At 62.0% G+C, this 25,128-nt stretch carries 28 protein-coding genes; 7 read left to right on the top strand and 21 right to left on the bottom strand.

All coding sequences use genetic code 11. The annotated features are described in order from the left end of the window. Positions 1-86: 86 nt before the first annotated feature. The 5 genes from tsf to NKJ13_RS14945 form a co-directional block, all read right to left on the bottom strand. A complete protein-coding gene (tsf, locus tag NKJ13_RS14965) occupies positions 87-1,010 on the bottom strand; it encodes a translation elongation factor Ts (RefSeq protein ID WP_352471655.1) in 924 nt (307 codons plus the stop codon). Positions 1,011-1,129: 119 nt separating this feature from the next. Further along, positions 1,130-1,927, bottom strand: coding sequence for a 30S ribosomal protein S2 (rpsB, locus tag NKJ13_RS14960; RefSeq protein WP_254817316.1), 798 nt, complete (start codon positions 1,925-1,927; stop codon positions 1,130-1,132). A gap of 204 nt (positions 1,928-2,131) precedes the next feature. Further along, a complete protein-coding gene (locus tag NKJ13_RS14955; protein WP_352508484.1) occupies positions 2,132-2,410 on the bottom strand; it encodes a DUF4031 domain-containing protein in 279 nt (92 codons plus the stop codon). 43 nt (positions 2,411-2,453) lie between these two features. Then, entirely contained in the window at positions 2,454-3,752 is a 1,299-nt protein-coding gene (locus tag NKJ13_RS14950) for a lysophospholipid acyltransferase family protein (protein WP_352736545.1), read from the bottom strand. Positions 3,753-3,887: 135 nt separating this feature from the next. Continuing rightward, on the bottom strand, positions 3,888-4,715 hold the full coding sequence (locus NKJ13_RS14945; RefSeq protein ID WP_023674927.1) for a cell envelope integrity EipB family protein: 828 nt from the start codon (positions 4,713-4,715) through the stop codon (positions 3,888-3,890). A 138-nt stretch (positions 4,716-4,853) separates the two neighbouring features. Between NKJ13_RS14945 and NKJ13_RS14940 the strand changes: the two genes are divergently transcribed. The 4 genes from NKJ13_RS14940 to NKJ13_RS14925 all read left to right on the top strand — a co-directional run bounded on the left by NKJ13_RS14940 (position 4,854) and on the right by NKJ13_RS14925 (position 7,867). Continuing rightward, positions 4,854-5,318 (top strand): RidA family protein, encoded by a 465-nt coding sequence (locus NKJ13_RS14940; RefSeq protein WP_352736547.1) that lies wholly within the window; start codon positions 4,854-4,856, stop codon positions 5,316-5,318. 14 nt (positions 5,319-5,332) lie between these two features. Continuing rightward, the gene (locus tag NKJ13_RS14935; RefSeq protein ID WP_352645639.1) at positions 5,333-6,061 is read left to right on the top strand and encodes a glycerophosphodiester phosphodiesterase; all 729 of its coding nucleotides are present in this window, start codon (positions 5,333-5,335) and stop codon (positions 6,059-6,061) included. A 40-nt stretch (positions 6,062-6,101) separates the two neighbouring features. Then, positions 6,102-7,316 carry a GNAT family N-acetyltransferase gene (locus NKJ13_RS14930; protein ID WP_352736548.1) on the top strand — a complete coding sequence of 405 codons (1,215 nt, stop codon included), beginning with the start codon at positions 6,102-6,104 and terminating at the stop codon, positions 7,314-7,316. Positions 7,317-7,435: 119 nt separating this feature from the next. After that, entirely contained in the window at positions 7,436-7,867 is a 432-nt protein-coding gene (locus NKJ13_RS14925) for an HIT family protein (RefSeq protein WP_352736550.1), read from the top strand. Between the two features lie 94 nt (positions 7,868-7,961). Here NKJ13_RS14925 and clpA read toward each other — a convergent pair whose 3' ends face one another. The 3 genes from clpA to NKJ13_RS14910 all read right to left on the bottom strand — a co-directional run bounded on the left by clpA (position 7,962) and on the right by NKJ13_RS14910 (position 11,367). After that, positions 7,962-10,430, bottom strand: coding sequence for an ATP-dependent Clp protease ATP-binding subunit ClpA (gene clpA, locus NKJ13_RS14920; protein ID WP_023674922.1), 2,469 nt, complete (start codon positions 10,428-10,430; stop codon positions 7,962-7,964). 6 nt (positions 10,431-10,436) lie between these two features. After that, a complete protein-coding gene (clpS, locus tag NKJ13_RS14915) occupies positions 10,437-10,763 on the bottom strand; it encodes an ATP-dependent Clp protease adapter ClpS (RefSeq protein ID WP_023717744.1) in 327 nt (108 codons plus the stop codon). 274 nt (positions 10,764-11,037) lie between these two features. Then, positions 11,038-11,367, bottom strand: a complete 330-nt coding sequence (locus tag NKJ13_RS14910; protein WP_023674920.1) for a phasin family protein — start codon at positions 11,365-11,367, stop codon at positions 11,038-11,040. Between the two features lie 300 nt (positions 11,368-11,667). Between NKJ13_RS14910 and NKJ13_RS14905 the strand changes: the two genes are divergently transcribed. Further along, on the top strand, positions 11,668-13,056 hold the full coding sequence (locus tag NKJ13_RS14905; protein WP_352777859.1) for an SPOR domain-containing protein: 1,389 nt from the start codon (positions 11,668-11,670) through the stop codon (positions 13,054-13,056). 48 nt (positions 13,057-13,104) lie between these two features. On the opposite strand, the gene NKJ13_RS14900 is transcribed toward NKJ13_RS14905, so the two are convergent. From NKJ13_RS14900 to NKJ13_RS14885, 4 genes are all read right to left on the bottom strand, one after another. Beyond that, complete coding sequence (locus tag NKJ13_RS14900; protein WP_352736555.1) at positions 13,105-13,803, bottom strand: DnaJ domain-containing protein; 699 nt, start codon at positions 13,801-13,803, stop codon at positions 13,105-13,107. Further along, on the bottom strand, positions 13,803-14,534 hold the full coding sequence (locus NKJ13_RS14895; protein ID WP_352736557.1) for a vWA domain-containing protein: 732 nt from the start codon (positions 14,532-14,534) through the stop codon (positions 13,803-13,805). The genes NKJ13_RS14900 and NKJ13_RS14895 overlap by 1 nt, the downstream gene beginning before the upstream one ends. A gap of 122 nt (positions 14,535-14,656) precedes the next feature. Next, positions 14,657-15,094, bottom strand: a complete 438-nt coding sequence (locus NKJ13_RS14890; protein ID WP_352736559.1) for a DUF1489 family protein — start codon at positions 15,092-15,094, stop codon at positions 14,657-14,659. A gap of 85 nt (positions 15,095-15,179) precedes the next feature. Further along, positions 15,180-16,583 (bottom strand): L-serine ammonia-lyase, encoded by a 1,404-nt coding sequence (locus tag NKJ13_RS14885; protein ID WP_254817328.1) that lies wholly within the window; start codon positions 16,581-16,583, stop codon positions 15,180-15,182. Positions 16,584-16,753: 170 nt separating this feature from the next. On the opposite strand from NKJ13_RS14885, the gene NKJ13_RS14880 reads away from it, so the two are divergent. Next, the gene (locus NKJ13_RS14880) at positions 16,754-17,497 is read left to right on the top strand and encodes a DUF599 domain-containing protein (RefSeq protein ID WP_254817329.1); all 744 of its coding nucleotides are present in this window, start codon (positions 16,754-16,756) and stop codon (positions 17,495-17,497) included. Here the strand turns inward: NKJ13_RS14880 and NKJ13_RS14875 are convergent. From NKJ13_RS14875 to NKJ13_RS14850, 6 genes are all read right to left on the bottom strand, one after another. Continuing rightward, positions 17,446-18,240, bottom strand: a complete 795-nt coding sequence (locus NKJ13_RS14875) for a YdcF family protein (RefSeq protein WP_352736561.1) — start codon at positions 18,238-18,240, stop codon at positions 17,446-17,448. The two genes, NKJ13_RS14880 and NKJ13_RS14875, sit on opposite strands and share 52 nt — an antisense overlap. 28 nt (positions 18,241-18,268) lie before the next feature. Then, positions 18,269-19,834, bottom strand: a complete 1,566-nt coding sequence (locus tag NKJ13_RS14870) for an amidase family protein (protein WP_352736563.1) — start codon at positions 19,832-19,834, stop codon at positions 18,269-18,271. Continuing rightward, positions 19,834-20,292, bottom strand: coding sequence for a GNAT family N-acetyltransferase (locus NKJ13_RS14865; protein ID WP_352736565.1), 459 nt, complete (start codon positions 20,290-20,292; stop codon positions 19,834-19,836). The genes NKJ13_RS14870 and NKJ13_RS14865 overlap by 1 nt, the downstream gene beginning before the upstream one ends. Before the next feature lie 7 nt (positions 20,293-20,299). Beyond that, positions 20,300-20,587: an Asp-tRNA(Asn)/Glu-tRNA(Gln) amidotransferase subunit GatC gene (gene gatC / locus NKJ13_RS14860; protein WP_352736661.1), complete on the bottom strand. Its 288-nt coding sequence runs from the start codon at positions 20,585-20,587 to the stop codon at positions 20,300-20,302. A gap of 76 nt (positions 20,588-20,663) precedes the next feature. After that, the gene (locus NKJ13_RS14855; protein WP_352736567.1) at positions 20,664-21,080 is read right to left on the bottom strand and encodes a hypothetical protein; all 417 of its coding nucleotides are present in this window, start codon (positions 21,078-21,080) and stop codon (positions 20,664-20,666) included. Between the two features lie 23 nt (positions 21,081-21,103). Further along, on the bottom strand, positions 21,104-21,811 hold the full coding sequence (locus NKJ13_RS14850; protein WP_352736568.1) for a metal-dependent hydrolase: 708 nt from the start codon (positions 21,809-21,811) through the stop codon (positions 21,104-21,106). A gap of 116 nt (positions 21,812-21,927) precedes the next feature. On the opposite strand from NKJ13_RS14850, the gene ruvX reads away from it, so the two are divergent. After that, positions 21,928-22,413 (top strand): Holliday junction resolvase RuvX, encoded by a 486-nt coding sequence (gene ruvX, locus NKJ13_RS14845; protein ID WP_254817335.1) that lies wholly within the window; start codon positions 21,928-21,930, stop codon positions 22,411-22,413. On the opposite strand, the gene NKJ13_RS14840 is transcribed toward ruvX, so the two are convergent. From NKJ13_RS14840 to NKJ13_RS14830, 3 genes are all read right to left on the bottom strand, one after another. Next, positions 22,380-22,691: a DUF6105 family protein gene (locus NKJ13_RS14840; protein WP_352478942.1), complete on the bottom strand. Its 312-nt coding sequence runs from the start codon at positions 22,689-22,691 to the stop codon at positions 22,380-22,382. The two genes, ruvX and NKJ13_RS14840, sit on opposite strands and share 34 nt — an antisense overlap. Next, positions 22,691-23,245: a hypothetical protein gene (locus NKJ13_RS14835; RefSeq protein WP_352736570.1), complete on the bottom strand. Its 555-nt coding sequence runs from the start codon at positions 23,243-23,245 to the stop codon at positions 22,691-22,693. Before NKJ13_RS14835 ends, NKJ13_RS14840 begins: the two co-directional genes overlap by 1 nt. 159 nt (positions 23,246-23,404) lie before the next feature. After that, on the bottom strand, positions 23,405-25,033 hold the full coding sequence (locus NKJ13_RS14830; protein ID WP_352478944.1) for a DNA alkylation response protein: 1,629 nt from the start codon (positions 25,031-25,033) through the stop codon (positions 23,405-23,407). Between the last annotated feature and the right edge of the window lie 95 nt (positions 25,034-25,128).

Genomic DNA, 25,128 nt, shown 5'->3' with positions numbered 1-25,128 from the left:
CGTCCTTGAGTTGATCCTACGCCGCGCAAGAATCGGCCGGGCATCCTCGCGGACACCCGGCCGAAAAAGACTTTTAAACGAATAGTTTACTTCTTGACCGCTGCCGCGACTTCCGCCGCGAAATCGGTCTCTTCCTTCTCGATGCCCTCACCGAGCGCGAAGCGCAGGTAGGCAGCGATTTTGGCTGGCGCGCCGATCTCGCTTTCGGCATCCTTCAGCGCCTTCTCGACGGTGATGTCGGGATTGAGCACGAAAGCCTGCTTGAGCAGCACGACCTCTTCGTAGAACTTGCGCAAACGGCCCTCGACCATCTTCTCGATAATCGCTTCTGGCTTGCCGGACTGGCGTGCCTGGTCGGCGAAGATCGCCTTCTCGCGCTCCACCGCGGCCGGATCGAGCTCTTCAGTGGTCAAGGCCATCGGATTGGTGGCAGCGACATGCATGGCAACCTGACGGGCGAAGGCGTTCGCGGCATGCGCGTTGCCTGTCGTCTCGATGGCCACCAGCACGCCGAGCTTGCCAAGGCCGTCGGCGACCGCATTGTGAACGTAGGTTGCGACAGCGCCGTGCTCGACGGTGAGCTTGGCCGAGCGGCGGAAGCCCAGATTCTCGCCGATGGTGCCGACGGCGTCCTTGATGGTCTCGGCGACCGACTTGCCCGAGCCCGGATAGGGAGCGGCGGCAACGGCTTCGGTCTTGCCGCCATAGGCAAGCGCGACCTTCGCGACATTGGCGACGATCTCTTGGAACGCAGCATTGCGGGCAACGAAGTCCGTCTCGGAATTGACCTCGACGATCGCTGCCTCGCGGACGCCCGAATCGACGCCGATCAGGCCTTCGGCAGCGGTACGGCCAGCCTTCTTGTCGGCCTTGGAAATGCCCTTCTTGCGCAGCCAGTCGATGGCTTCTTCCATATTGCCGTTGGTCTCGTTCAACGCCGCCTTGCAGTCCATCATGCCCGCGCCGGTCAAGTCGCGGAGTTCTTTGACCTGTGCAGCCGAAATGCTCATTGTCGCCTCTTTGTCTAAATGCACTGACGCACCATCGATTTTCGATGATGCGCCTGGTGCCGGTAGCGCTTACCGCGCCAACATATTGGAAAGATGAAGGCCGCAGCCGGCCTTCGCTACTATGCTTCCGGGGTCTGGGCTGCCGGGCTCTCGGCGGCCGGGGTCTGCTCGAGCGCCGGCTCGACCGGAGCCTCGACCGATGCGCCGATATCGACACCGAGCGCGCCCTGCTGACGGGCGATGCCGTCGATAGCTGCCTTGGCGATCAGATCGCAATACAGCTGGATGGCGCGGGCCGCGTCGTCATTGCCGGGGATCGGGAAGTCGATCTTGTCCGGGTCGCAGTTGGAATCGATGATGGCAACGACCGGGATGCCGAGACGCTTGGCCTCGAGAATGGCGATCGCTTCCTTGTTGGTGTCGATCACGAACATCAAATCGGGCGTCGAACCCATATCCTTGATGCCGCCCAGCGCCTTGTCGAGCTTTTCACGCTCGCGATCGAGGTTGAGGCGCTCCTTCTTGGTCAGGCCCTGAGCCTCGCCGGCCAGCATCTCGTCGAGCTTGCGCAGGCGCTGGATGGAATTCGAGATCGTCTTCCAGTTGGTCAGCATGCCGCCGAGCCAGCGCGAATTGACATAGTACTGGGCCGAGCGCTGCGCGGCATCGGCGACAATGTCGGAGGCCTGGCGCTTGGTGCCGACGAACAGCACGCGGCCGCCCTTGGCAACAGTGTCGGAAACCTGCTTCAGCGCCTGGTGCAGCAGGGGCACCGTCTGCGAGAGGTCGATGATGTGGATGTTGTTGCGGGCGCCGTAGATATAGGGCGCCATTTTCGGATTCCAGCGGTGGGTCTGGTGGCCGAAGTGAATGCCAGCTTCCAATAGCTGGCGCATGCTGAAATCAGGCAGAGCCATTCTTATTTCCTTTCCGGTTAGCCTCCACGGACACAGGCATTTTTGGACTTTGTCCTCAAACGCCACCGGAGGTTTCAGCCGGATTTCTCCCGGGCAGACACCAAAGTCCGTGTGTGGAATGAGCGCGCATATAGAGGGGAAGCGCGACAAACGCAAGCGCTGTGGCGTCTTGCGGCTCAGCGTGCGGCGATCAGCGCACCGGTGTCATTGTCGCATCTTCCCCTTCGGCACCCGCACACGCCGGAAAACAGCGACGATCTCCTCGCGGGTGCATTCGATGGCGCCTAACCGCACTGCGCGGTCACGCTCCAACCCGGTTATGTCGTAATGCGGCGCCGATGTCTTGGGCGGCCCTTGATAGGACGAGCGCTTGACGCCGAGTTGCGCGGCGAAGCGATGCAGCTCGTCGGTATCGTCTGCCAGCAGATGACACCAGCGGTGGCCGACCCATTTCCAGATCGCCGCATCGACATAGACCGCCATGAGGTTTGCCGCACTCCTTCATCTTGCGCCGACCAACACGCCGCTAACGATGATAGAAGGGATTGGCATAGAAAATGAAGGCGCCGCCGGCCTCGAGTTGCGTCATCGTCCTGGTGACGGTCTCCTGCATGCGGTCGTGCAGTTCGGCGAGTGCCTCCTCGACGGAACCTTGATAGGCATGCAAGCCTAGCGGCTCCGGTACCCGGACATAGGCGCGGCGCGGGCCTGCCGGCTGCGGCACGAAACGGTTGACCGTATCGCGCAGCGTACCCCGGCAATAATCGTTGCGGATTCGCTTCAAATGTTCGGCGATCTCCTCCTGCGTGATGCGCGGATTGGCTGAAGCCCACGACCCGACACGCTGCAGTCGCTGGATTGCATCCGCCAGCATTCGGACCTGCTTCTGCCGTCCGGTGTCGTCCGTATTTTCCCGCAGCCAGCGGCGTGACCGACGCAAAAGCTCTGAACCGTCGAGCGTGCCGGCGTCGGCCGAAACAAGGTCAGCAAGGCGACGGCCGAGTTCGGCAAGCAGGTTTTTTTGACGCGCGCCGTACAGCGCCCGCTCATCAGGCTGAAGGCCACATGCAGCCTCATCCCGCGACAGCAGCGTCGCATAGGTGTGATGGACGCGCTCCGGCAGCGTATTGCCGGCACGGCGTTCGATCTTCAGGCTGTGCTCGACATAGGCGCATTCCTTTGCCAGCGCTGCCTCGACATTCCCCGTGAAAGCAAGCTTCCAGATCACGGGCGCGATCCAAACCTTGAAATCCGGATCCATCAGGCGGCCGCGCTTCAGCGCCTCGAACCCCATTTCGACCGCCCCCGGCAGCAGCGGGGCAACGATGTTGGCATGCCAGCCGACACCGCCTTCGGGATGTAGGAGCACGCCGTGCCCCTTCAGCGCCCAGGCCACCGAATGTTCCTTGGCGGCCGCGCTGTTGCCCGGGATTTGCGCGATCAGATTGTTGGCCAACCAGAATTTCTGCATCAGCCGGCCAAGCCCGTTGACGACGCCGTGCGTGGCCCAGGATGCCGCCAGCGGGCTTACCCGCGAGACGACCTCCTTGTCGATCATCCAGTCGGTAAAGAATTCGGGATGGTTGGGCGTGATGAACGTCGCCTTGCCCGCACCGCAACAAGCCTTCAGCCTTTGCCGGTCATCCTCCGGAAAATCGATGTGGCGGACATTGGCGACGCCGCGCAAACCGGCCAGACGGTTGAACGGCAACAGGTCGCGAAAGCCTGGAATGCCGTGCAGCATGACAATTCGGTTGACGAACGTCATGGCCTTGATCAGCGTCGCATTGGGCCGCGGCGCCACAAAAACGTCGATCCTGCTCAACCTGCTCCCCCACGGCGCTTACCGTCGTAAGACGATGATAGCCAATTGCGGCATGGTCAAGTCGATACGACACGCCCCGCAAGATCAAGCGCTACTATCCCGGATAGCGGCCGGCGGCTTGTCGTTGGTTCGAGCCTATTTCGACGGGCAGGTCTTTGGCTGATCGAACAGCGACAGATTGACCAGTTTGCCGGTCATCGAGAACTCGCCATAGTCCATGACGAGATCGCGCGTGATGCCGTTCTTGTGCAGCTTGAAGCTGATCCGGTATTCCGGCACCTCCTCGCCGCCTTTGTCGGCATCATCGAAATAGGCGATGTCGACCGGCCAGTATTTGTCGGTGGCGAGCTTGGCCAGCGCCGGCGCTTCCGGATCGGCGTTGTCGGCATCGGCTTGCTTGCCGACGACGACGGTGGTGGTCACCACCTTGTTGGCATCCTCAGAGCCGTCGAACAGGTTGGTTTCGTAGAAACGCTCGCCCTTTTCCGCCTTGCCGATCATTTCGACCATTTGCTGGGTCGGGAACTGGGTCGGCGCGAGTTCCAAGCTGTTCTTCTCGGGCTTGTCGATATCGACCTTGAGACCGTTGGCCTCCTTCGTTGCAGTCCCCTTGACCTCCTTGTCGAGGTTCTGGTCGACAAAGGACTTATTCACGAAGGAGAAGGTCTTGCCCTCGGCATCCTCGAAGGTGGTCATCTGCTGGTCGGTCAGCCTGGTGTTGTCGCTGGTTACGATCTGGGTCACCAAACGGAACTTTACCGTATAGCCCTCGCAAGGCGAGCCGTTGAACTCGTAGACCATGCGGCCAGTGATGCCGGTGATGCCGGAGCGGTCGGAGGCTTTGTCGAGTGAAATGTCGTAAACCGCGCGATGCGCCTGCAGCGCCGGCACCGCAAAAGCGGGAGCCGCCCAGGAAGCCGCTGTCAAGAGAACGGCGTTGAATGCGAGGCGCGTTGCGCGCATGGGGTGCTCCGATCATCGCGGCTAATGGCAGGCCGCATGGAAAGATGGTCCAGCTTAAAAAAAGTCGTGGCGGAAGCGAGGCAAAAATAGCAATTTCGGCCCGGCCTGCGCGGCACCTTCAAGCAATAGGGAAATAGCATGAGCGAAACAATCGAAAAGCGGCTAAGCGGTCTCGGCGTGACGCTGCCGGCCGCCGCCGCGCCCGCCGCCAATTACGTGCCCTATTGCAGGACCGGCAATCTGCTGTTCACCGCCGGGCAGTTGCCGCTCAAGGACGGCAAGCTCCAGGCGAGCGGACTACTTGGCCGCGATGTCGACACCGCGACCGGCAAGGAAGCCGCAAAATACTGTGCGATCAACATATTGGCGCAAGCCCAGGCAGCACTTGGCGATCTCGAGAAAATCCGTCGCTTGGTGAAGATCACCGTCTTCGTCGCCTCGGCACCGGATTTTGTCGAACAGCATCTGGTAGCCAACGGTGCCTCGGATTTTCTCGCCGCGGTGCTCGGCGGTCGCGGCAAGCACGCCCGCTCCGCCGTCGGCACCGCCTCCCTGCCGCTTAATGCCGCAGTGGAAATCGAAGCGATCTTCGAAGTCGAATGACCGGGACTGCAACGATGACCGATCTTTCCTGGCTGACCGCCCGGCCCGTCGCCCATCGCGGCCTCCACGACATGAACAAGACGCGCTGGGAGAACACCCTTTCCGCCTTCGCCGCGGCGGCCGAGCGCGGCTACGCGATCGAATGCGACGTGCACCTGTCTTCCGACGGCGTCCCCGTCATCATCCACGATGGCGATCTGCGGCGGCTGACCGGCGAAAACGGCTTCGTCTGGCAGCGTACGGCTGCCGAGATCACCGCGCTGAAGGTCGGCGGCACCGCTGACCATCTGCCGACGCTGCAGCAGGCGCTTGATCTGGTCGACGGCCGTGTGCCGATGGTTGTCGAGCTGAAAGGAGCTGCCGGGCACGACGAAGGCCTGGTCGAAAGCGTCGGCAAGATGCTCAAGCAATACAACGGCAAGGCTGCGATCATGTCGTTCGACCATTGGCTGATCCGTGAGTTCCCGAAATATGCTCCCGGCATACCCGGCGGTTTGACCGCCTACGGCAACGACAACCACCTGATCGAGGCGCATTTCGCCATGCTGGCGCATGACATCGCCTTCACCTCCTACGCCGCCGGCGACCTGCCGAACCGGTTCGTCTCCTTCGTGCGAGAAAAACTCGGCATGCCGGTGATCACCTGGACCGTGCATGACCAGCCTGCCGTCGAGCTGACCTTCAAATATGCCGACCAGATGACGTTCGAAGGATTCGAGCCAGATCTGGTACGGCTTGCTTGAGCGGGCTTGTATGGGTCCACAGCGAGCTTAAGTAAGCCTCATGGATCAAGGGGACGACTGCGAAAGACAAACGGCGAACGCGGAGCTGTCGATCCGCATCGCAGCGGGCATCGGGGCCTTTACCAGCGCTGAATGGGACAGCTTCGGCGGCACTACACGCGGCGATGCAGAAAACGGCTACAACCCACTTGTTTCATTTGCCTTTTTGAGCGCGCTGGAAGATTCCGGCTGCGCTGTTCGGCGCACCGGCTGGCAAGGCCATCACCTGAGGCTGGAAACCGCCCGAGGCAAGCTGCTCGGGGCGGTCCCCTGCTATCTGAAGTCGCACAGCCAAGGCGAATATGTATTCGACCATGGCTGGTCGGACGCATTCGAACGCGCCGGCGGGCGCTACTATCCGAAGCTGCAATGCGCGGTGCCGTTCACGCCCGTCACCGGCCCTCGCCTGCTGGTCGGCAAGGGCGAGGACAGTCCCACCGTCAAGGCCGGTCTTGCGGCCGGCCTGAAGGCGGTGACGGATAAGCTCGGCGTGTCTTCCGCCCATGTCACCTTCGCGCCGGAGGACGATGTCCAGATATTGGCGGCGGCCGGTTTCCTGCATCGCACCGACCAGCAGTTTCACTTCTTCAACGAAGGTTTTTCGAGCTATGACGATTTTCTCGCGACGTTAGCGTCGCGCAAGCGCAAGGCAATGAAGAAAGAGCGGCGCGAGGCGCTCGCCGACGGCATCTCGATCGACTGGCTGACCGGCAAGGATCTGACCGAAAAGGCCTGGGACGACTTTTTCGCGTTCTACATGGATACCGGCAGCAGGAAGTGGGGCCGGCCCTACCTCAACCGCGATTTCTTCTCCCTAATCGGCGAGCGCATGGCCGACGACATCCTGCTGGTCATGGCCAAACGCAACGGACGCTACATAGCGGGCGCCATCAACTTCATCGGCTCAGACGCGCTCTACGGCCGCAACTGGGGCTGCATCGAGGACCACCCATTCCTGCATTTCGAAGTCTGCTACCATCAGGCAATCGATTTCGCCATCTCGCGCAAGCTGAAGGTGGTTGAAGCCGGTGCTCAGGGCGAGCACAAGCTGGCGCGCGGCTACCGGCCCGTGACGATGCATTCGGCGCACTATATCGCCCATCCAGGTCTGCGCAATGCAGTGGCCGACTACCTCCAGCGCGAGCGGCGCGAAGTCGAGCGGATGAGCGAATATCTGGAAGAGCACACCCCGTTCCGAAAGGACATGGCGGAGTAGGGTAGCGAGCCCAATCGCTCAGCCGCGCGGGCCCGCATGGCCGATGTCGATCGATCATCTTGCCCGCCCGGAACAGCTTCGCTACACGAGACAGCGAGCCAAGAACCGGAGGGCGCGCCATGGCCGAAGCAACCTACGACAGCAGCAACATCTTCGCCAAAATCCTGCGCGGAGAAATCCCTTCGCACCGCGTCTACGAGGATGACGCGGTCATTGTCTTCATGGATGTGATGCCGCAAGGACAGGGTCACACGCTGGTGGTGCCGAAAGCGCCGTCGCGCAACCTGCTTGACGCGGATCCGGCGGTGCTTGGCCCGCTCTTCGCTCACGTCCAGAAAGTTGCGCGGGCCGTAAAGAAGGCCTTCGATGCCGATGCCGTCACGGTTATGCAGTTCAACGAACCAGCTTCGGGGCAGACTGTCTTTCACCTTCACGTCCATGTCATTCCGCGCTTCGAGGGCATTCCCCTGAAACCGCACAGCGGACAGATGGAAAAGCCTGAAGTCCTGGCCCAGAACGCCGGCAAGATACGGATGGCGCTGGCAAGCTGAACCGGCGCAAACCGCTCCAGCGGGCGCCGGGTGCTTAACCGGAGGGTGTCACAAAAAAAGCCCCGTTTCCGGGGCTTTTTTACTGGCTGGTTCGTCAGTTCTTACGCGGCAGTTGCGGCACGAGACTGCGCTTGCCGCCGTCCTTACCTTTGGGCTCCGGCTTCTGCGCCACCGCCTTTTTCGCGGCGGGCTTCTTTGCCACCGCCTTCTTGGCCTTCGGCACGTCGTCCGGCTCTTCCTTCTTCGGCTTCACCGGCGCCTCGTCGGCGAGCGATTCGAGCTTCAGGCCGGTCTCGCCGGTTTCCTTCTTCTCGACGGTGACACGCACCGTGCCGCCCTTCTTGAGCTTGCCGAACAGCACCTCGTCGGCCAGCGGCTTCTTGATGTGCTCCTGGATGACACGGCCAAGCGGCCGGGCGCCCATGCGCTCGTCATAGCCCTTGTCGGCCAGCCATGCGATTGCATCCTGCGACAAGTCGAAGGTCACGCCACGCTCGGAAAGCTGCGCTTCCAACTGCATGACGAACTTCTGCACCACCTGATGGATGACCGGCACCGGCAGCGAGCCGAACGGAATGATCGCATCGAGACGGTTGCGGAACTCCGGCGTGAACAGCCGGTTGATCGCCTCGACATCGTCGCCTTCGCGCTTGGTCGAACCGAAACCGATCGCCGCGCGCTGCGCATCGGATGCGCCCGCATTGGTGGTCATGATCAGGATGACATTGCGGAAGTCGATCTGCTTGCCGTTATGGTCAGTCAGCTTGCCGTGGTCCATGACCTGCAACAGGATGTTGAACAGGTCCGGATGCGCCTTCTCGACTTCGTCCAGCAACAGCACGCAATGCGGATGCTGGTCGACGCCGTCGGTCAGAAGGCCGCCCTGGTCGAAGCCGACATAGCCGGGAGGCGCGCCGATCAACCGCGAAACGGTGTGGCGTTCCATATATTCCGACATGTCGAAGCGGATCAGCTCCACGCCGAGCGAGGCGGCGAGCTGCTTGGCGACTTCCGTCTTGCCGACACCGGTCGGGCCCGAGAACAGGTACGAGCCGATCGGCTTTTCCGGTTCCCGCAGGCCGGCCCGCGCCAGCTTGATGGCCGAGGTCAGCGCTGTGATCGCGGTGTCCTGGCCGTAAACGACACGCTTCAACTCGATGTCGAGGCCTTGCAGCACCTTCTCGTCGTCGGCGGAAACCGTCTTCGGCGGGATGCGCGCCATGGTGGCGATCGTCGCTTCGATCTCCTTGATGCCGATGGTCTTCTTGCGCTTGGCTTCCGGCACCAGCATTTGTGAGGCACCTGTCTCGTCGATCACGTCGATCGCCTTGTCCGGCAGCTTGCGGTCGTTGATGTAACGCGCCGAGAGTTCGACCGAAGCCTTGATCGCCTCGCTCGTGTAGCGGACCTTGTGGAACTCTTCGAAATAAGGCTTGAGGCCCTTCATGATCTCGATGGCGTCCTCGACCGTCGGCTCGTTGACGTCGATCTTCTGGAAGCGCCGCACCAGCGCGCGGTCCTTCTCGAAGAACTGGCGGAATTCCTTGTAGGTGGTCGAGCCGATGCAGCGGATGGCGCCGGACGACAGTGCGGGTTTTAACAGGTTCGATGCATCCATGGCGCCGCCGGAGGTGGCCCCTGCCCCGATCACGGTGTGGATTTCATCGATGAACAGCACGGCGCCGGGATAATCCTCGAGCTCCTTGACGACCTGCTTCAGCCGCTCCTCGAAATCGCCGCGATAGCGGGTGCCGGCCAGCAGCGTGCCCATGTCGAGCGCGAAGATGGTGGCATTGTGCAACACTTCGGGAACGTCGCCCTCGACGATGCGCTTGGCGAGGCCTTCGGCGATAGCCGTCTTGCCGACGCCGGGATCACCGACATAGAGCGGGTTGTTCTTGGAGCGGCGGCACAGCACCTGGATGGTCCGGTTGATCTCGCTCTCGCGACCGATCAATGGATCGATCTTGCCGGCCTTGGCCTTGTTGTTCAGGTTGACGCAATAGGCAGTCAGCGCGTCCTGCTGCTGCTTCTTCTTGCCGCCTTCCTCTTGCGGCTCGGCTCCGCTCTGGCTGCCTTGCTCGTCGTCGGCGCCGCGCGGGGTACGCGTCTCGGAAGCGCCGGGCCGCTTGGCGATGCCATGCGAGATGTAGTTGACCGCGTCGTAGCGGGTCATCTGCTGTTCCTGCAGGAAGTAAGCGGCGTGGCTCTCACGCTCAGCGAAGATGGCGACGAGCACGTTGGCGCCGGACACTTCTTCGCGGCCTGACGACTGCACATGGATCACCGCGCGCTGGATGACGCGCTGGAAACCGGCAGTCGGCTTGGAATCTTCATCGTAGCCGGTGACGAGATTGTCGAGCTCGGTGTCGATATAGGTGAGAACCGTATGCTTCAACTCGTCGAGATCGACGTTGCAGGCACGCATGACGGCCGCCGCCTCGGTGTCGTCGATCAGGGCGAGCAGCAAATGTTCAAGGGTTGCATATTCATGGTGCCGCTCATTGGCGAGCGTCAGCGCTTGGTGAAGCGCCTTTTCCAGGCCTTGGGAGAAAGCCGGCATGTTACCTCACTTCTTCTCCATCACGCATTGCAGCGGATGCTGATTCTGTCGGGCGAAATCCATGACCTGAGACACTTTGGTCTCGGCCACCTCGAATGTATAGACCCCGCACTCGCCCACCCCATGATTGTGAACATGAAGCATTATGCGTGTGGCGGCTTCGCGGTCCTTCTGGAAAAAGCGCTCCAGCACGTGGACCACGAATTCCATGGGTGTGTAGTCGTCGTTAAGAATGAGGACCCGATACAGACTGGGCTTCTTGGTCTTGGTTTTTGTGCGCGTGATGACGGCCGTGCCGCGACCGGCCTCATTGCCGTTGCTGCCGTTCTGCATTCGCACCACGTAGCTCGTGGCAGTCAAACCTGTAGTCACGTAGTCCTGCCTCTTTCGAATCCTCATGCATGCTCGACATGTAGGTGTTCGATGGACGATTTTAAGCCCTTCTGTTTAGCTGACAATATGGCTAGGTGGCCAAACTTGCCCGATTTTTCAAATCGTGAAGACCGTAGGCCCCCGATTTCGAGCTGGCATGAAAAAACCCGGCCGTGCGTTCGCGACCGGGTTTGTCTTTGCAAGCCCAGGGGCCGGCTCGGAATGTTCGTCGAATTTACTTCGCCTTGGCGACGATCGATTCGAACGGCTTGTAAGCTTCCTTGGCGAGTTCGGCATAGAGATCGCCAAGCTTGGTGGCCTCGGTGACGAAGCTCTCATAGGACTGCTTGGCATAGTCGGACTGGATCTCGATCGCCTTGTCCAGCGACTTGGCGGAAAAGAGCTTCTCGACAGCGGCGCTACCGGCTTCGAAGCTTTTCTTGGTGTACTCGCCCGCCTCGGCGGCGATAGCCTGTGCACCCTTGGACAGCGAGGCGAAGCTCTTCAATCCGGTGTCCGCAAATTCCTTGCCGTATTTGCTGAAATCTTCATAGGTCTGGGTCATTTCACGCTTTCCCTTGAACGGTTGCCTTGGACGATAGACGCGCCTTGTCCGGGCCGCGTTGTGCAATGCGTGTAAATATATTGTGCAGTGCACAAAAAGTCAAGATTCCCGCGGCAATGCGCATCGTGAGCTGCCGGCAATCGCTAAGATTCGAATAAAGAGAAGCTCAATCCCGCAGAAAATGGTGAACGCGGCGGTTACCATAAACGGATTGGTAACGCTGCCCGCGTTAGCGTGGCCGAAGGTGAGGCAGGACCCCTTTGCCGCCTCCGAGGCAACGGAAATTCAAAGGAACTATCAGTGCGTAAGGCGTTGTCGGGCTTCGTTTCCAAATCCGCGTCACCCCTCAAAACGATCATGATCCTCGCCATGGCGATGAGCTTCGTCGTCGCGGACGCGGCTTCATCCATGGCGGCCAAGTCGGCGGCCATCGTCATCGATGCCAAGACCGGCAAGGTGCTTTATTCATCGGATGCCGATGGCCGGCGCTATCCGGCTTCGCTTACCAAGATGATGACGCTTTATCTGACGTTCGAGGCATTGGCGAAGGGCAGGATCAGCAAGAATTCCCCGGTCGTGTTCTCGGCCAATGCCGCTGCCGAGCCGCCGACGAAGCTAGGCGTCAAGCGGGGCGGCTCGGTCACGGTCGAGACCGCGATCCTGTCGATGGTGACCAAATCGGCAAACGATTCCGCAACGGCGCTTGGCGAGATGCTCGGCGGCAATGAAGCCAATTTCGCCCGCATGATGACCGCCAAGGCGCGGGCGCTGGGCATGAGGGGAACCGTTTTCCGCAACGCCAACGGCTTGCCTGATCCCGGCCAGTTCACAACCGCGCGCGACATGGCGATGCTCGGCATCGCCCTGAGAGAGCATTTTCCGCAATATTACGGCTATTTCTCGCAGCGCTCCTTTCTTTATGGGCGGCAGCGCATCAACGGCCACAACCGTCTGCTCGGACGCATCAAGGGCGTCGACGGCATCAAGACCGGGTACACCCGCGCCTCCGGTTACAATCTGGTGTCCTCGGTCTCGGATGGCGATCGGCGGATCGTAGCGGTGGTCATGGGCGGCAGATCCGGCGGCAGCCGCGACAGCCAGATGGCCGGGTTGATCAATGCCTACATGCCGAAGGCGTCGTCGAGCGGCGGTGGCGTGCTGATTGCCAAGGCTGGCGGTGGCAATCCGATTTCAGCCTTGGCCAAGGCGTTTCTACCGAAGCATGACGCGCCGACACCGGACAGTAAGCCGAACGACGATGCCGTTGCCTCTCTTGTCGAGGAAAATGCGCCCGTCGTTGAAGAAACCACTCCGGTCGTTCAGGCCAAGAGGGTCAAGACGACGGCGGTGGCGACGGTGGACGACGTGGCGACAGCCCGGGTCGCCGCAGCCTATGCCGAACCGGCGGCAGAGGTCGATCCGGTCAGCACGGCATCGGTGCCATCCGGCTGGGCAATCCAGGTCGCCTCTTCGCCAAAACAGGCCGAAGCGAAGGCTTTCCTCGACAAGGCGACGAAGCAGGCACCCTCCGTTCTTGCCGATGCCTCCGGTTTCGCCGTCGCCTTCGACAAGGACGGCGTCACCTACTACCGCGCCCGGTTCGGTGGTTTCGGTTCGAAGACCGCTGCCTGGAAGGCCTGCAACGCTTTGAAAAAGAAGAAGATCGAGTGCTACGCCGTCCAGCAGTAAGCGGCGCGCGAAACGATATCTTTCCCGAAAGTTCTGCGTCGAAGGAGACTAGTTGTGATTGGAGAGCAAGACGTCCTTGGCTTCATTGATCCGCGCCGCCAGGAAAGACGTGCCACCGATATCGGGGTGCAGGCGCTGCATCAGGCGGCGGTGCGCCTTGCGGACATCCGCCGCGGCAGCCCCCGCTTCAAGACCAAGGATCTTGTAGGCCTCCTCCTTAGTCATGGCGCCAGAACCTGGCGCAACACCCAGCCCTTCGCCGTCATTCGCATCAGCGTCTTTGCGCCAGATGGGAAATCTGCCGTCAAGATACGTCTCTAGCAATTGGCGGCTCTCCGGATCGCCGGAGAGTTCGCGATAGAGTTGCTGCAATTCGGCACGCCCCATCGAGCCAAGCATCTTGCCTTCATGGCGCCCGGCCAGCACGAGGCCTTCGAGGCCGCCGGTATCGTGATCGAGTTCCATTTCAAGCGCCGCGGTACGAACTGTCGAACGCTTGCCTTGTGCCAGTTTTGCCACCGGCCGATTCATGCGCATGGAACCGTACCAGGCGAGCGCAACCGACAGGATCAAGCCGCCGATGCCCTCGCGCCCGACCAGCAGCACGGCGACGCCGACCAGCCCGAGCAGTACAGGTCCAAGCGTTCTCATGCCGCCTGCAAGCTTCGCCGCATCGGCGCGCAGGAAGATGGTGAGCATGCCGAGAAGCACTAGAAGCAACGCTACAAAAGCGATAATTGCGCCCATCAGTTTCCGCCGCCCCGCATATGCTCGATCATCAGCCGGTCTTCCGGTCTGCCCCGGGCCTCCAGTGCTTTCAGCCCGCCGGTCGCAAACACAGCGACGGACGAAAGCAGGCCGGCCAAGGTTGCGGCAGCCCGCCGATCGAAGCGGAACCAGGCCCCTTTCGACAGCCGCGCAATCTCCTTGAACGCCTTTTCCGCGGCGGCATCATCGCCCTCCTGAAAGACGAAGACAGGAACGCCGTGCAGACCGAGGCTGCCGGCCTTTTCGGCCAGATTATCTATGTTTTCTTCCATCGCGTCGCCGATATAGACCAGCGCGTTGACCTTGGCCGCCGCCGTCTGTTTCAGGGCATGGGCGAGCACCTTGCCGATCTGGGTATGGCCGCTGCGGCAGTCGATGCGCGTCATCAGCTGCTTCAGAGCTTCGGTATCGGTGACGAATGCGGAGGAGCGGCACTCGCCAAGGCCGCGAAAATAGACAAGTTGAATCTTGAGCGCCCCGGCCTTGCCGACGGCGTCGAACATCTCGGCCTGCAGCGCACAGGCGAGATCCCAGGTCGGCTGACGGCTCATCGTCGCGTCGAGGGACAGGATCAGCCTGCCTGAACCGGTGGCGGATGCAGCGAGCGTCCTTGCCTGACGGAGAAACGCGTCGATCTCGCCGGTGCTCGATTGAGACTCGACCGGTGCAGGATTGGCCCTTGCAGGCACGGGCTGCTTCTTGTCGCTCATGACATTCAAGATGTGGCGTTGTTCCCCGGCTTGCAAGCCCAGATGAGGCGACCTGGAGGACCGATGATGGCAACTGCGTACAAGCACTTCGGCTGGTGGTGTTGGCGTTGCGGTTCTCGGCGTCAGAGCAGGCCGAGATCGGCAAGCTCACGCCTGAGCTTCGGCGGCATCTCGATCAGCCCGGCTTTGCCCTTACCGAGATCGGCCGGCGCGTCCGTCTGCTTTAGGTAGCGCCACCCCTGGAATGCGCGGCGCGGTTGCCAGTCAGTGCGCACGACCTCGGGATCGAGGATCAGATGGCAACGGCCGATGCCCTCGTCATCGGTGAAGGGGCGGATTTCGGTGATCAGCTGGCGGCATTGGACATTGCCCTTGATCACCCAGTAGAGCGAACCGCCGTCGGTAATCTCGGCACCGCGTGCAGGCACCATGCGGGTGGTGTGGTAGTGCTCGGCCGGTTCGCCGGCGCGGCGCCGCTCGTCGAGACGGAAGGCAATCCACTCTTCCAGATCCTCGACGCTGTCACAGCCGACGCAAAGCTTTATGAGATTGAGAGACATCGTTTAAGGTTTAGTCCAGCACGCGAACGCGTCAACGGCCTGATCGACTTCTCCACAGTGGTGGTCCAGGCCACCAGATTGGCGCTCAGCACTCCACGACATTCACTGCCAATCCGCCAAGGCTGGTTTCCTTGTACTTTTCGTTCATGTCGAGGCCGGTCTGGCGCATCGTCTCGATCGCGGCATCAAGCGGCACGAAATGAACGCCGTCGCCCTTGATGGCCAGCGAAGCGGCGGTCACCGCCTTGACGGCACCAAGCGCGTTGCGCTCGATACACGGCACCTGCACCAGCCCGCCGACCGGATCGCAGGTCATGCCGAGATGATGTTCCAACGCGATCTCGGCAGCGTTCTCGACCTGCTCGGGCGTGCCGCCCATGACGGCGCACAATCCCGCCGCAGCCATTGCCGAAGCCGAACCGACCTCGCCCTGGCAGCCGACTTCCGCCCCCGAGATCGAAGCATTGGTTTTGATGATGCCGCCGACGGCCGCCGCCGTCAGCAGGAAATCGCGGATGCTGGGCTGGTCGGCTTCTGGATGGAAATGCAACCAGTAGCGCAGCACCGCAGGCAGAGTGCCGGCCGCCCCATTGGTTGGCGCGGTGACGACACGGCCGCCGGCGGCGTTCTCCTCATTGACCGCCATCGCATAGATCGACAGCCAGTCGTTGGCGAGCAGCGGGTTGGGCCGGTTCTGCTGCCATTGCTCCTGCAGCTTGTCGTGCAGCATCCGGGCACGGCGGCGCACCTTGAGTCCGCCCGGCATGATGCCGTCTTGCGACAGGCCGCGCTCGATGCAGCCCTTCATGGCGCTCCAGATGCCGTCGAGGCCGGCGTCGAGCTCCTCGCGCGACATCTGCGTCTCCTCGTTGACGCGCTTCATCTCGGCAATGGAAAGCCCGCTTTTCGCTGCCATGGACAGCATTTCGACGGCGTTCTTGAACGGATACGGAACCTTCTTGCCTTCGGTTGTCGCCGAGCCCCTTGCTTTCATCCGCTGCAGTTCCTCTTCGGACATGACGAAGCCGCCGCCGATCGAATAATAGACGCGCCTCAGCAGCAACCGGTCGCCGGCATCATAGGCAGAGAAGGCCATGCCATTGGCGTGACCCGGCAGCGGCGTCTTGCGATCCAGCACCAGATCCATTGCCGGGTCGAAACGATAGGACGGATGGCCGGGCGGCGAGATCCGCTTCTCGGCGGCGATGCGAGCGACGATGCCGTCCGCCTGGTCGGGATCCACCGTCTGCGGCGTCTGGCCGGCGAGGCCGAGCACCACGGCACGATCGGAGCCATGGCCGATGCCGGTATAGGCGAGCGAGCCATGCAGGCTGGCCGCGATCCGGTCGACCTTGGCGCCGGCCGGGCGCGGCCAGTCGTCTCCCGCAATCTCGTCGAGAAACCGCCGCGCAGCCGTCATCGGCCCCATCGTGTGCGAACTCGATGGGCCGATGCCAATCTTGAACAGGTCGAAAACCGAAAGGAACACGTGGGCGTTTTCTCCTGGGACCTTGTTGAGGTCTACATATAGGAATTCCCATGGTGTTTTCCGCTGTTTTGAAGATCGCGGCGCTGCGCCTGCCGACCTTGTTTGCTCCGGCAGCGACATTCCAGCTTCGGCCATCGAAGCGTCCCCTCCGCCTGTGGTAAAAGCAACGCATGAGCGATTCCTTTCATCTATCGATGGCTGACCTTGCGGCGCTGGGGTTCTTCCTTGCCGCGTGGGTGCTGCATACGCTCGCCGCCGACGGAATGCTGGTCAGCCGCATGTCGCTGACGAGGGCGATGAACGCGCAGCGCGAGGCCTGGATGCGGACCATGGCCGAGCGCGAGATCCGCATCGTCGACACCGCCATCATGAGCGGCCTGCAGCAGGGAACCGCCTTCTTTGCCTCGAGTTCGCTGATTGCGATCGGCGGCTGTTTTGCCTTGCTCGGCGCCTCCGACCAGGTTCTGACCGTGCTGGGTGACCTGCCGTTTGGCGCTACGCCCTCACGCGCGGCGTTCCAGACGAAGGTGTTCGGCCTTGTGCTGATCCTGGCCTTTTCCTTCTTCAAGTTCGGCTGGGCTTACCGGCTGTTCAACTATTGCTCGATCCTGATCGGCGCCGTGCCGATTCCGCATGGCGAGGCGTCGCGCAATCCGGTCACCGAAACGGCAGTCTGGCGTGCGGCGCGCATGAACATGCTGGCCGGGAAGCATTTCAATTCGGGCCTGCGCGGCGTGTTCTTCTCGATTGGCTATCTTGGCTGGTTCGTCGATCCCGCCGTTTTCGTGCTATCGACGCTGCTGCTGCTGGCGGTGCTGGTGCGCCGCCAATTTTTCTCGGCGGCGCGGCAAGCGGTGCTCGGTCAGCCGCCCGGCCCGGGAAAAGGCCGATCAATGCGGCCCGACAGCCAGTAGGCGGTGAGCCCTATCCATTCGCGGATCGCAACAGTGGTGACCTCCAGCCAGTCGCCGGGATAGGGGAACGTGGCGATGCCTTCCCTACCGGAGGTGCGATAGTCGACTGGCCACGGAATGGTCGAAAAGCCGGCTTTGTCGAACAGCGCCTTGGCGCGTGGCATGTGGAAGGCCGAGGTCACCAGCAACCAGGTCTCGCCCGGTTTCGGCGTCACCAGTTCCCTGGTAAAGACAGCATTCTCGTAGGTGTTGCGGGATTTGTTCTCGAGGATCAGCCGATCGGCCGCCACGCCGAAAGCGGCAAAAAGACGCGGTGCGGTATCTGCATCGCCTTCGCCGCCGCGGAAGGTTTCGATGCTGCCACCGGAGATAACGACTTTCGCTGTCGGAAACCGCCGCGCCAGCACGGCCGCCTCGACCATCCGGTCGCCACTGGAGTTCATTTCATAGCCGCCACGCACCAGATTGACGGCGCCATCCAGACTGCCGCCAAGCACTATGATACCGTCGACCTTTTCCGGCAGCGGCGGCCTGGGGAAGCGCTCCTCCAGCGGATTTAGCATCATGGGGCCGAGTGGGCTCCATGTCGCAACAACAAGGATGAAGAAGGCAAGAGTGCTGCCGACGGCCGCCAATCGCCGCCGGCCGAACATCGCCGCGACCAGCCCCGCCAGCAGCAGGAAGATCGCGAGATTCAACGGCTGAACGAAGAACCAGAGAATCTTGGAGGCATAGAAGAACATCCCTCACCCCCTCAGATGAGAAACGATCCTACCACCATTTATCCGGCTGAAATGTGCCGGCCGCCTGTTCGATGACATGGGCGGTCTGGAACAGCGTTTCCTCGTCGAAGGGCCGGCCGATCAGCTGCAGGCCGAGCGGCAGCCCCTTGGCGTCGAGCCCAGCCGGAACCGCTATGCCGGGCAGGCCGGCCATGTTCACTGTCACCGTAAAAATGTCGTTGAGATACATCTTGACCGGGTCGGCGGCCATGTCCTCGTCGGCGATGCCGAAGGCGGCGGAAGGCGTTGCCGGCGTCAGGATGACGTCGACGCCTGCGGCAAACACATTTTCGAAGTCGCGCTTGATCAGGGTTCGAACCTTCTGCGCCTGCAGATAGTAGGCATCGTAGTAGCCGGCGGAAAGCACATAGGTGCCGATCATGATGCGGCGCTTGACCTCGCGCCCGAAGCCGGCGGCGCGGGTCTTTTCATACATGTCGGCAATGTCCCTGCCGGGCACGCGCAACCCATAGCGGACCCCGTCGTAACGGGCGAGGTTGGACGAGGCTTCGGCCGGCGCCACGATGTAATAGGCCGGCAGCGCGTATTTGGTGTGCGGCAGCGAGATATCGACGATCTCGGCGCCGGCATCCCGCAGCCAGGCAATGCCTTTCTGCCACAGCGCCTCGATCTCCGCGGGCATGTCGTCGACACGATATTCCTTTGGGATGCCGACCTTCATGCCTTTGATCGGGCGGCCGATCGCCGCCTCGTAGTCCGGCACCGGCAGGTCGATGGACGTCGTGTCCTTCGGGTCGACCGAAGCCATCGACTTCAACAGGATCGCGGCATCGCGGACGTCGCGCGCGATCGGCCCGGCCTGGTCGAGCGACGAGGCAAAAGCTACGATCCCCCAGCGCGAGCAGCGGCCATAGGTCGGCTTGATGCCGACTGTGCCAGTGAAGGCGGCGGGCTGGCGGATCGAGCCGCCGGTGTCGGTGGCGGTGGCGCCTGCGCACAGGAAGGCCGAGACGGCTGATGCCGAGCCACCGGACGAACCGCCCGGCACCAGTTGGGCATTGTCCAACGTGCGCGCGGTCCTGGTGCCGCCCGCCGAAACGAAGCCGCCCTCGCCCTGATGTGTCGTCGGCATCACCACCGTGTCGAGGCGTGAACGCCGCCACGGGTTGATGACCGGCCCGTAATACGAGGTCTCGTTGGACGAGCCCATGGCGAACTCGTCCATGTTGAGCTTGCCGAGCATGACGGCACCATCCGCCCACAGATTGGCGGTGACCGTCGACTCGTAGCGCGGCTTGAAGCCGTTCAGCACATGGCTGCAGGCCTGGGTGTGGACGCCTTCAGTGCCGAACAAATCCTTGATGCCGAGCGGGATACCCTCGAGCGACCCGGCATCGCCCTTGGCCAATTTCGCGTCGGAGGCCTTGGCCATGCCGCGCGCCTTGTCGTCGGTGACCACGACATAGGCATTGAGCACCGGATTGGCTCGCTCGATCGCCGATAGATAGGCCTCGGTGATTTCGGTGGCGGTGATCTCCCTGCAACGTAGTTTGGCGCGGGCCTGCGAAATCGTCAGCTGGGTCAGGTCGCTCATCAGGCAAGGCTCTTTTCGTAAAACACCGACCACTCGGAATCGGGATAATCCAGTACCGGGCCGCAGCGCGAAAAACCGGCGCGTTCGTAGACGGTCCAGGCGGCGGGATGACGGTCCCCCGTCTCCAGCACCAGACGCTTAAGCCCTTCTTGGCGCGCCAGCGTCTCGATAAGCTCGACAATCTTCGCGCCGATCTTGCGGCCGCGATGCGAAGGTCGCGTATACATCCGCTTGACCTCGCCGACCACAGCATCGTGGCGCTTCAGTGCGCCGCAAGCGATGGCAAGGCCGTTATCGCGGGCGATGAAAACGGTCGTGTCGCGATCCGCCATCTGCTCGACGGTCAAATGATAGCAATGCTCCGGCGGCGTCAGCTCCAGCAATGTGGCGTTCAGCTCCTCGACCAGCCCACGCACATCGTCCTGCAGCGGCGTCTCAGCGGCGATGTCGATTGCCATCGGCCTGCTACTCCACGACCTTCGGCACAAGGAAGAAATTCTCTTCGGTCGCTGGCGCGTTGGCGACGATGTCAGCTGCCTTGCCGCCGTCGGTGACGACGTCCTGGCGCTTTTTCATTGCCATCGGCGTGACCGAGGTCATCGGCTCGACGCTGGAAACATCGACCTCATTCAACTGCTCGACAAAGCCCAAAATGGCGTTCAATTCGCCGGTCATACGCTCTGCATCCTCCTCGCTCACCGCAATACGGGCAAGGTGCGCGACGCGCTTCACGGTTTTTATATCAACGGACATGTTTGTGCCTCGGGGAAAACCAGCGCTATAGCGGCGCAGCGCGTGCCGCGCAACATGCATCGTGCCGACAACTGCCCTATGGCATCGTGACGCCGTCGCAGAGGAAATAACTGCCGCCGTTACCGCTCTGCTCGCCTTCGTCGGCGGCAGGCCGTACCGATACCAGGTCGATCTGCTTCGGGCTCATCTGTGTCAGTGAGAGAACATCGGGAAAGACGTAGCCCGGCTCCTGGCATATAGCGGTCACCGCCCAGCTTGGTGAGCGTGTCGCTTTGGTGATCTGCAGGAATTCACAATTATATTCGATGCTTTCCACCCCATTTGCCGACAGCACGATATTGCCGCCCTCGATCACCGTCTGCAGCGTATCCTTTTTGGCCTGCGCGCAGAGATCCTCCGATTGCAGATAGACCCCGTTGATGAAATCCCCGGCGGCCAGCGCCGGCGACGCGGCAACCAGCATGGAAATGCAAAGAGAATTTCTCAGATCCATGTCGTCATTCCGGTTCGCTGTCGCTACAGCGTAATCGTCTCGCCGATCTTCGGCAACGCCACTTTCACACCCGATCCGTCCAGCCCGGCCACGAATTTGTCGGCGGTCTGATCTATCATCGGAAATGTGCCGAAGTGAGCGGGAACGACCGTCTCGAACTTGAAGAAACGCTGGCAGGCAAGGGCTGCCACCGCGCCGCCCATGGTGAAGCGATCGCCGATCGGCACGATGCCGATCTTCGGTTCATGCAACTCGTTGATCAGGGCCATGTCGGAAAAGATGTCGGTGTCGCCCATGTGATAAAGCGTCTTGTCCTCGGGGAAGTGCAGGACAAGCCCGCCCGGATTGCCGAGATAGGTATTCTGGCCGCCCTCGCCCGGAAACGACGATGAATGCAGAGCCTGAACGAAGGTGGTGGTGAAGCCGCCGCAATCGACCGTACCGCCGATATTGCCGGGATTGATCTGCTTGTTACCGACGCCCTTGCCGACCAGGTACATGCAAATCTCGAAATTGGCGACCACCATCGCGCCGCTCTTCTTGAGCACTTCGATGGCGCCGCTGATGTGGTCGCTGTGGCCATGGGTGAGCAACACGTGCGTGACCCCTTCGGCCGGCCCTTCCCACCCACCCGTCCACGACGGATTACCGACCAGATAGGGGTCGATGAGGATTTTCGCGCCTTCGATTTCGATTCGGAATGCCGAATGTCCGTACCAGGTCAGTTTCATCAATGCTTTCCTCGATTTTTGCTTCGGTAGAGGATAGAACGCCGACGGCGAAATTAAAGTGCCGCGCACGCTTTGCGCGTATAGGACGTGCGGCGTCGCGGTCAAAGGAAAAGCCATTGGGCATCATCACCATCGAGGAGTTGCCGGCCCGGCTCGGCGGCGGCAAGACCCTGGCCGGTCTCGATCTCGGCGATAAGACGATCGGCGTGGCGGTTTCCGATCGCGGCTTGTCCTTCGCCCACCCGCGCGCTGTCATCATGCGCAGGAAATTCTCGCTCGATGCCGCAGTGCTGCTCGCTCTGCTACAGAAGGAAAATGCCGGCGCCGTGGTGATCGGCCTCCCCATCAATATGGACGGCTCGGAAGGCGCGCGCGCCCAAAAATCCCGCGCTTTCGTGCGCAATATGGCTGGATTGACCGATCTGCCCTTCGTCTTCTGGGACGAGAGGCTGTCGACGGTGGCGGCCGAGCGGACGTTGATCGAGATGGATTTTTCCCGCAAGAAACGCGCCGGCAAGATCGATTCTGCGGCGGCCGCTTTTATCCTCCAAGGCGTTCTCGACCGGCTTCAGGTGCTCGGCGTCGATGCCTGGTCGAAATAGCGGTTGCGCATCGCCGTGATCCAGCCACCAATCGCCTTGCGGCGGCGAAATGCCCAGAACCCCGTCAGCAGCAGCCCATCGAACACGCAAGCTTTCGCCACCATGCCCGGAATGAGTGCCGGATCGACGCCGAGCATCTGTCCATAGAGCTGGAAGACGAGATCGTGCAATTGACGGCTCAGCATGACGTAGCCGAAATTGATGTCGTTGAGCGACAGAAAGAACCAGCCCCAAAACAAGAGGAGCGGAGCCGCCCAAAGCGCGAACAAGGTGCGCATCAGCGGTCGTCCCTCGAATCCAGCCGGCCGGAAATGCGGGCAAGCGAGGAATTATGCGCCGCTGCCTTGGCCATGACATGCGCGGCCGCTCGGATGTCGCCGGTCCCTGGAACTGCAGCGGCAACGGCCGACCGCCTCTCGGCGAGCATCGCGACATAGGACGCCAGAAGTGCCGCCAATTGCACCGCGACAACCATGAACAGCCCATTGATGCCTTGCGCGGCGCCGCCGATGACTATCAGCGACAGCACGCCCAAGGCGGAGATGAAGGCGATCCGCACGATGCTGTCGGCAGGATCCGGGTTGGTCGCGTGGCTGGTCAGTGCTTCAACAAAAGCCCAGCAGAACAACACCGCGACGACAAGCAGTGCCACGGCGAGCGGTGCCACGACGACGGCGTTTTCGAGATCGGCAAATCGAGTGTTCTGGACGGGAACGCCCAGTACGCCAAGGGCCGTCGCCACGCCTCGATTCCCGTCGATGCAGATGAACGCCAGCAGGGCGAAAACGGCCGCCCAATGCAATGCCAGAAAAGAGCTCAGAATATGCCGCATGACGCTCCCGCTTCGCAGGGCAAAGCCGCTCAAGCTGAACAGTCCTTGCCTTAACCATAACATTGGGCTTTGCCACCGGCCGCCGCAATGGAAACCATTCGTTAAGGTTAACGGCCATCCACAGGGGCGCGAGAGCGGCAGCGAATTTGGCGACGGCACCTAGTTGATCGGCGGGTAGAGCGTATCGATGATCATGCGGGCATCATGGCGCGAATCGATCATGCCATAGGTATTGCGCCACTGGCCGGCGAGGCGCGTTTCGACGAAGGCGTCGGCGATCCGCCCTGCCCCCAGCCTGCGAAGCTCTGCCGCCGCCGCCGACAATGCCAATTGCTCGGTCAAGAGCCGCGCCGAGCCCTCGTCGGTTGCTGCGACCTGCATTGCCGCCTTGAGCACGCCGACGGTGCCGCGTCCGCCGGCGCCTAGATCGCGGTCGATGCCGGCCAGCACGTCGTCGAACAGGCCTGGCGCGCGGCCGAGCACGCGCAACACGTCGAGCGCCATGACGTTGCCTGAACCTTCCCAGATCGCGTTGACCGGAGCTTCGCGATAGTAGCGGGCGAGCGGCCCCTCCTCGACATAGCCATTGCCGCCGAGGCACTCCATCGCTTCATAGAGCAGCGGCGGCGCAATCTTGCAAACCCAGTATTTGACGACAGGCGTCATGGCGCGGGCGAAGGCCGCCTCGCCGCGGTCGCCGGCCGCCTCGTCGAAGGAGCGCGCCAGCCGGAACGACAGCGCGGTAGCGGCGGCAACGTCGAGCGCCATATCGGCCAGCACACGCTGCATCAGCGGCTGCTCGATCAGATTGGTTCCAAACACCTTGCGGTGGCGCGTGTGGTGGACAGCCTCGGCCAGTCCGGCCCGCATGATCGCCGACGAGGCGACAGCGCAGTCGAGCCGCGTCAGGGTCACCATATCCATGATCGTCTTCACGCCGGCGCCGGGCTCGCCGACCATCTCGCCGATGGCACTGACGAATTCCACCTCCGACGAGGCATTGGAGCGGTTGCCGAGCTTGTCCTTCAGCCGTTGAAAACGGAAGCCGTTACCGGATCCGTCGCCGAGCAAGCGGGGCACGAGAAAGCACGACAGTCCCTCCGGCACTTGTCCGAGCACCAGGAAGGCATCCGACATCGGCGCCGACATGAACCATTTGTGGCCGGTCAGGCGATAAAACCCGCTGCCGGCGCGCTCGGCCCTGGTGACGTTGGCGCGGACATCGGTGCCGCCTTGCTTCTCGGTCATGCCCATGCCGAGTGTCAGCCCTGCTTTTTCGACCGGCGGCTTTTGGCTTTGATCGTACTTGCGCGTCGTCACCCGCGGCGCCCATTCGCGAAACAGCTTCGGGCTGGCCATCAGCGCTGCCAGCGAAGCGCTGGTCATGGTGATCGGGCAGAGATGCCCGGTCTCGAGCTCAGCCGTGAGATAAAAGCGCGCGGCACGCACCTGGTGGCGACGGCCGATCTCGGCGTCGCCATTCTCCCAGACCGACGAATGCAGCCCGTTGGCAACAGAGCGGCGCATGAGCGCGTGATAGGCGGGATGGAACTCGACCTGGTCGATGCGCCGGCCCTGGCGATCATGGGTCCTGAGCTTCGGCGTCTCGACATTGGCAAGACGAGCCAGCTCCTGCGCCTCATGTGTCAGAACGAAACGGCCAAGCCCGTCGAGGTCCTTACGCACCGGATCGGAAAAGCGCTCGGCAAGCTGGATCAGCAACGGATCGCCCCGCCAGGCGTTGCCGCCGGCCAGCGGCGGCGGCTGGTTGGTCACGTCGTCAGTCACGCTTCGTCCTTATCACCTGAAGGCTGCGAATCCAAAGCCAAGGCGGTTTATAGCCTATGGCCAGCGGCGCGCGACGAAAATACCGGGGAGAACCG

Source organism: Mesorhizobium sp. M0174 (assembly GCF_040322275.1).
Classification (GTDB): Bacteria; Pseudomonadota; Alphaproteobacteria; order Rhizobiales; family Rhizobiaceae; genus Mesorhizobium.
Note: the sequence above shows the minus strand (reverse complement) of the source record. Positions and strands in the feature narration are given on the sequence as shown.

Coding starts and splice junctions, on each gene's coding strand:
- NKJ13_RS14900 (WP_352736555.1), bottom strand. CDS start 13,803: ATGGGCGCAATTATCGCTTTTGTAGCGTTGCTTCTAGTGCTTCTCGGC.
- tsf (WP_352471655.1), bottom strand. CDS start 1,010: ATGAGCATTTCGGCTGCACAGGTCAAAGAACTCCGCGACTTGACCGGC.
- NKJ13_RS14910 (WP_023674920.1), bottom strand. CDS start 11,367: ATGACCCAGACCTATGAAGATTTCAGCAAATACGGCAAGGAATTTGCG.
- gatC (WP_352736661.1), bottom strand. CDS start 20,587: ATGTCCGTTGATATAAAAACCGTGAAGCGCGTCGCGCACCTTGCCCGT.
- NKJ13_RS14865 (WP_352736565.1), bottom strand. CDS start 20,292: ATGGCAATCGACATCGCCGCTGAGACGCCGCTGCAGGACGATGTGCGT.
- NKJ13_RS14955 (WP_352508484.1), bottom strand. CDS start 2,410: ATGGCGGTCTATGTCGATGCGGCGATCTGGAAATGGGTCGGCCACCGC.
- NKJ13_RS14945 (WP_023674927.1), bottom strand. CDS start 4,715: ATGCGCGCAACGCGCCTCGCATTCAACGCCGTTCTCTTGACAGCGGCT.
- clpA (WP_023674922.1), bottom strand. CDS start 10,430: ATGCCGGCTTTCTCCCAAGGCCTGGAAAAGGCGCTTCACCAAGCGCTG.
- NKJ13_RS14880 (WP_254817329.1), top strand. CDS start 16,754: ATGAGCGATTCCTTTCATCTATCGATGGCTGACCTTGCGGCGCTGGGG.
- NKJ13_RS14940 (WP_352736547.1), top strand. CDS start 4,854: ATGAGCGAAACAATCGAAAAGCGGCTAAGCGGTCTCGGCGTGACGCTG.
- NKJ13_RS14895 (WP_352736557.1), bottom strand. CDS start 14,534: ATGAGCGACAAGAAGCAGCCCGTGCCTGCAAGGGCCAATCCTGCACCG.
- rpsB (WP_254817316.1), bottom strand. CDS start 1,927: ATGGCTCTGCCTGATTTCAGCATGCGCCAGCTATTGGAAGCTGGCATT.
- NKJ13_RS14855 (WP_352736567.1), bottom strand. CDS start 21,080: ATGGATCTGAGAAATTCTCTTTGCATTTCCATGCTGGTTGCCGCGTCG.
- NKJ13_RS14850 (WP_352736568.1), bottom strand. CDS start 21,811: ATGAAACTGACCTGGTACGGACATTCGGCATTCCGAATCGAAATCGAA.
- clpS (WP_023717744.1), bottom strand. CDS start 10,763: ATGCAGAACGGCAGCAACGGCAATGAGGCCGGTCGCGGCACGGCCGTC.
- NKJ13_RS14840 (WP_352478942.1), bottom strand. CDS start 22,691: ATGCGCACCTTGTTCGCGCTTTGGGCGGCTCCGCTCCTCTTGTTTTGG.
- NKJ13_RS14930 (WP_352736548.1), top strand. CDS start 6,102: ATGGATCAAGGGGACGACTGCGAAAGACAAACGGCGAACGCGGAGCTG.
- NKJ13_RS14890 (WP_352736559.1), bottom strand. CDS start 15,094: ATGTCTCTCAATCTCATAAAGCTTTGCGTCGGCTGTGACAGCGTCGAG.
- NKJ13_RS14935 (WP_352645639.1), top strand. CDS start 5,333: ATGACCGATCTTTCCTGGCTGACCGCCCGGCCCGTCGCCCATCGCGGC.
- NKJ13_RS14875 (WP_352736561.1), bottom strand. CDS start 18,240: ATGTTCTTCTATGCCTCCAAGATTCTCTGGTTCTTCGTTCAGCCGTTG.
- NKJ13_RS14835 (WP_352736570.1), bottom strand. CDS start 23,245: ATGCGGCATATTCTGAGCTCTTTTCTGGCATTGCATTGGGCGGCCGTT.
- NKJ13_RS14870 (WP_352736563.1), bottom strand. CDS start 19,834: ATGAGCGACCTGACCCAGCTGACGATTTCGCAGGCCCGCGCCAAACTA.
- NKJ13_RS14925 (WP_352736550.1), top strand. CDS start 7,436: ATGGCCGAAGCAACCTACGACAGCAGCAACATCTTCGCCAAAATCCTG.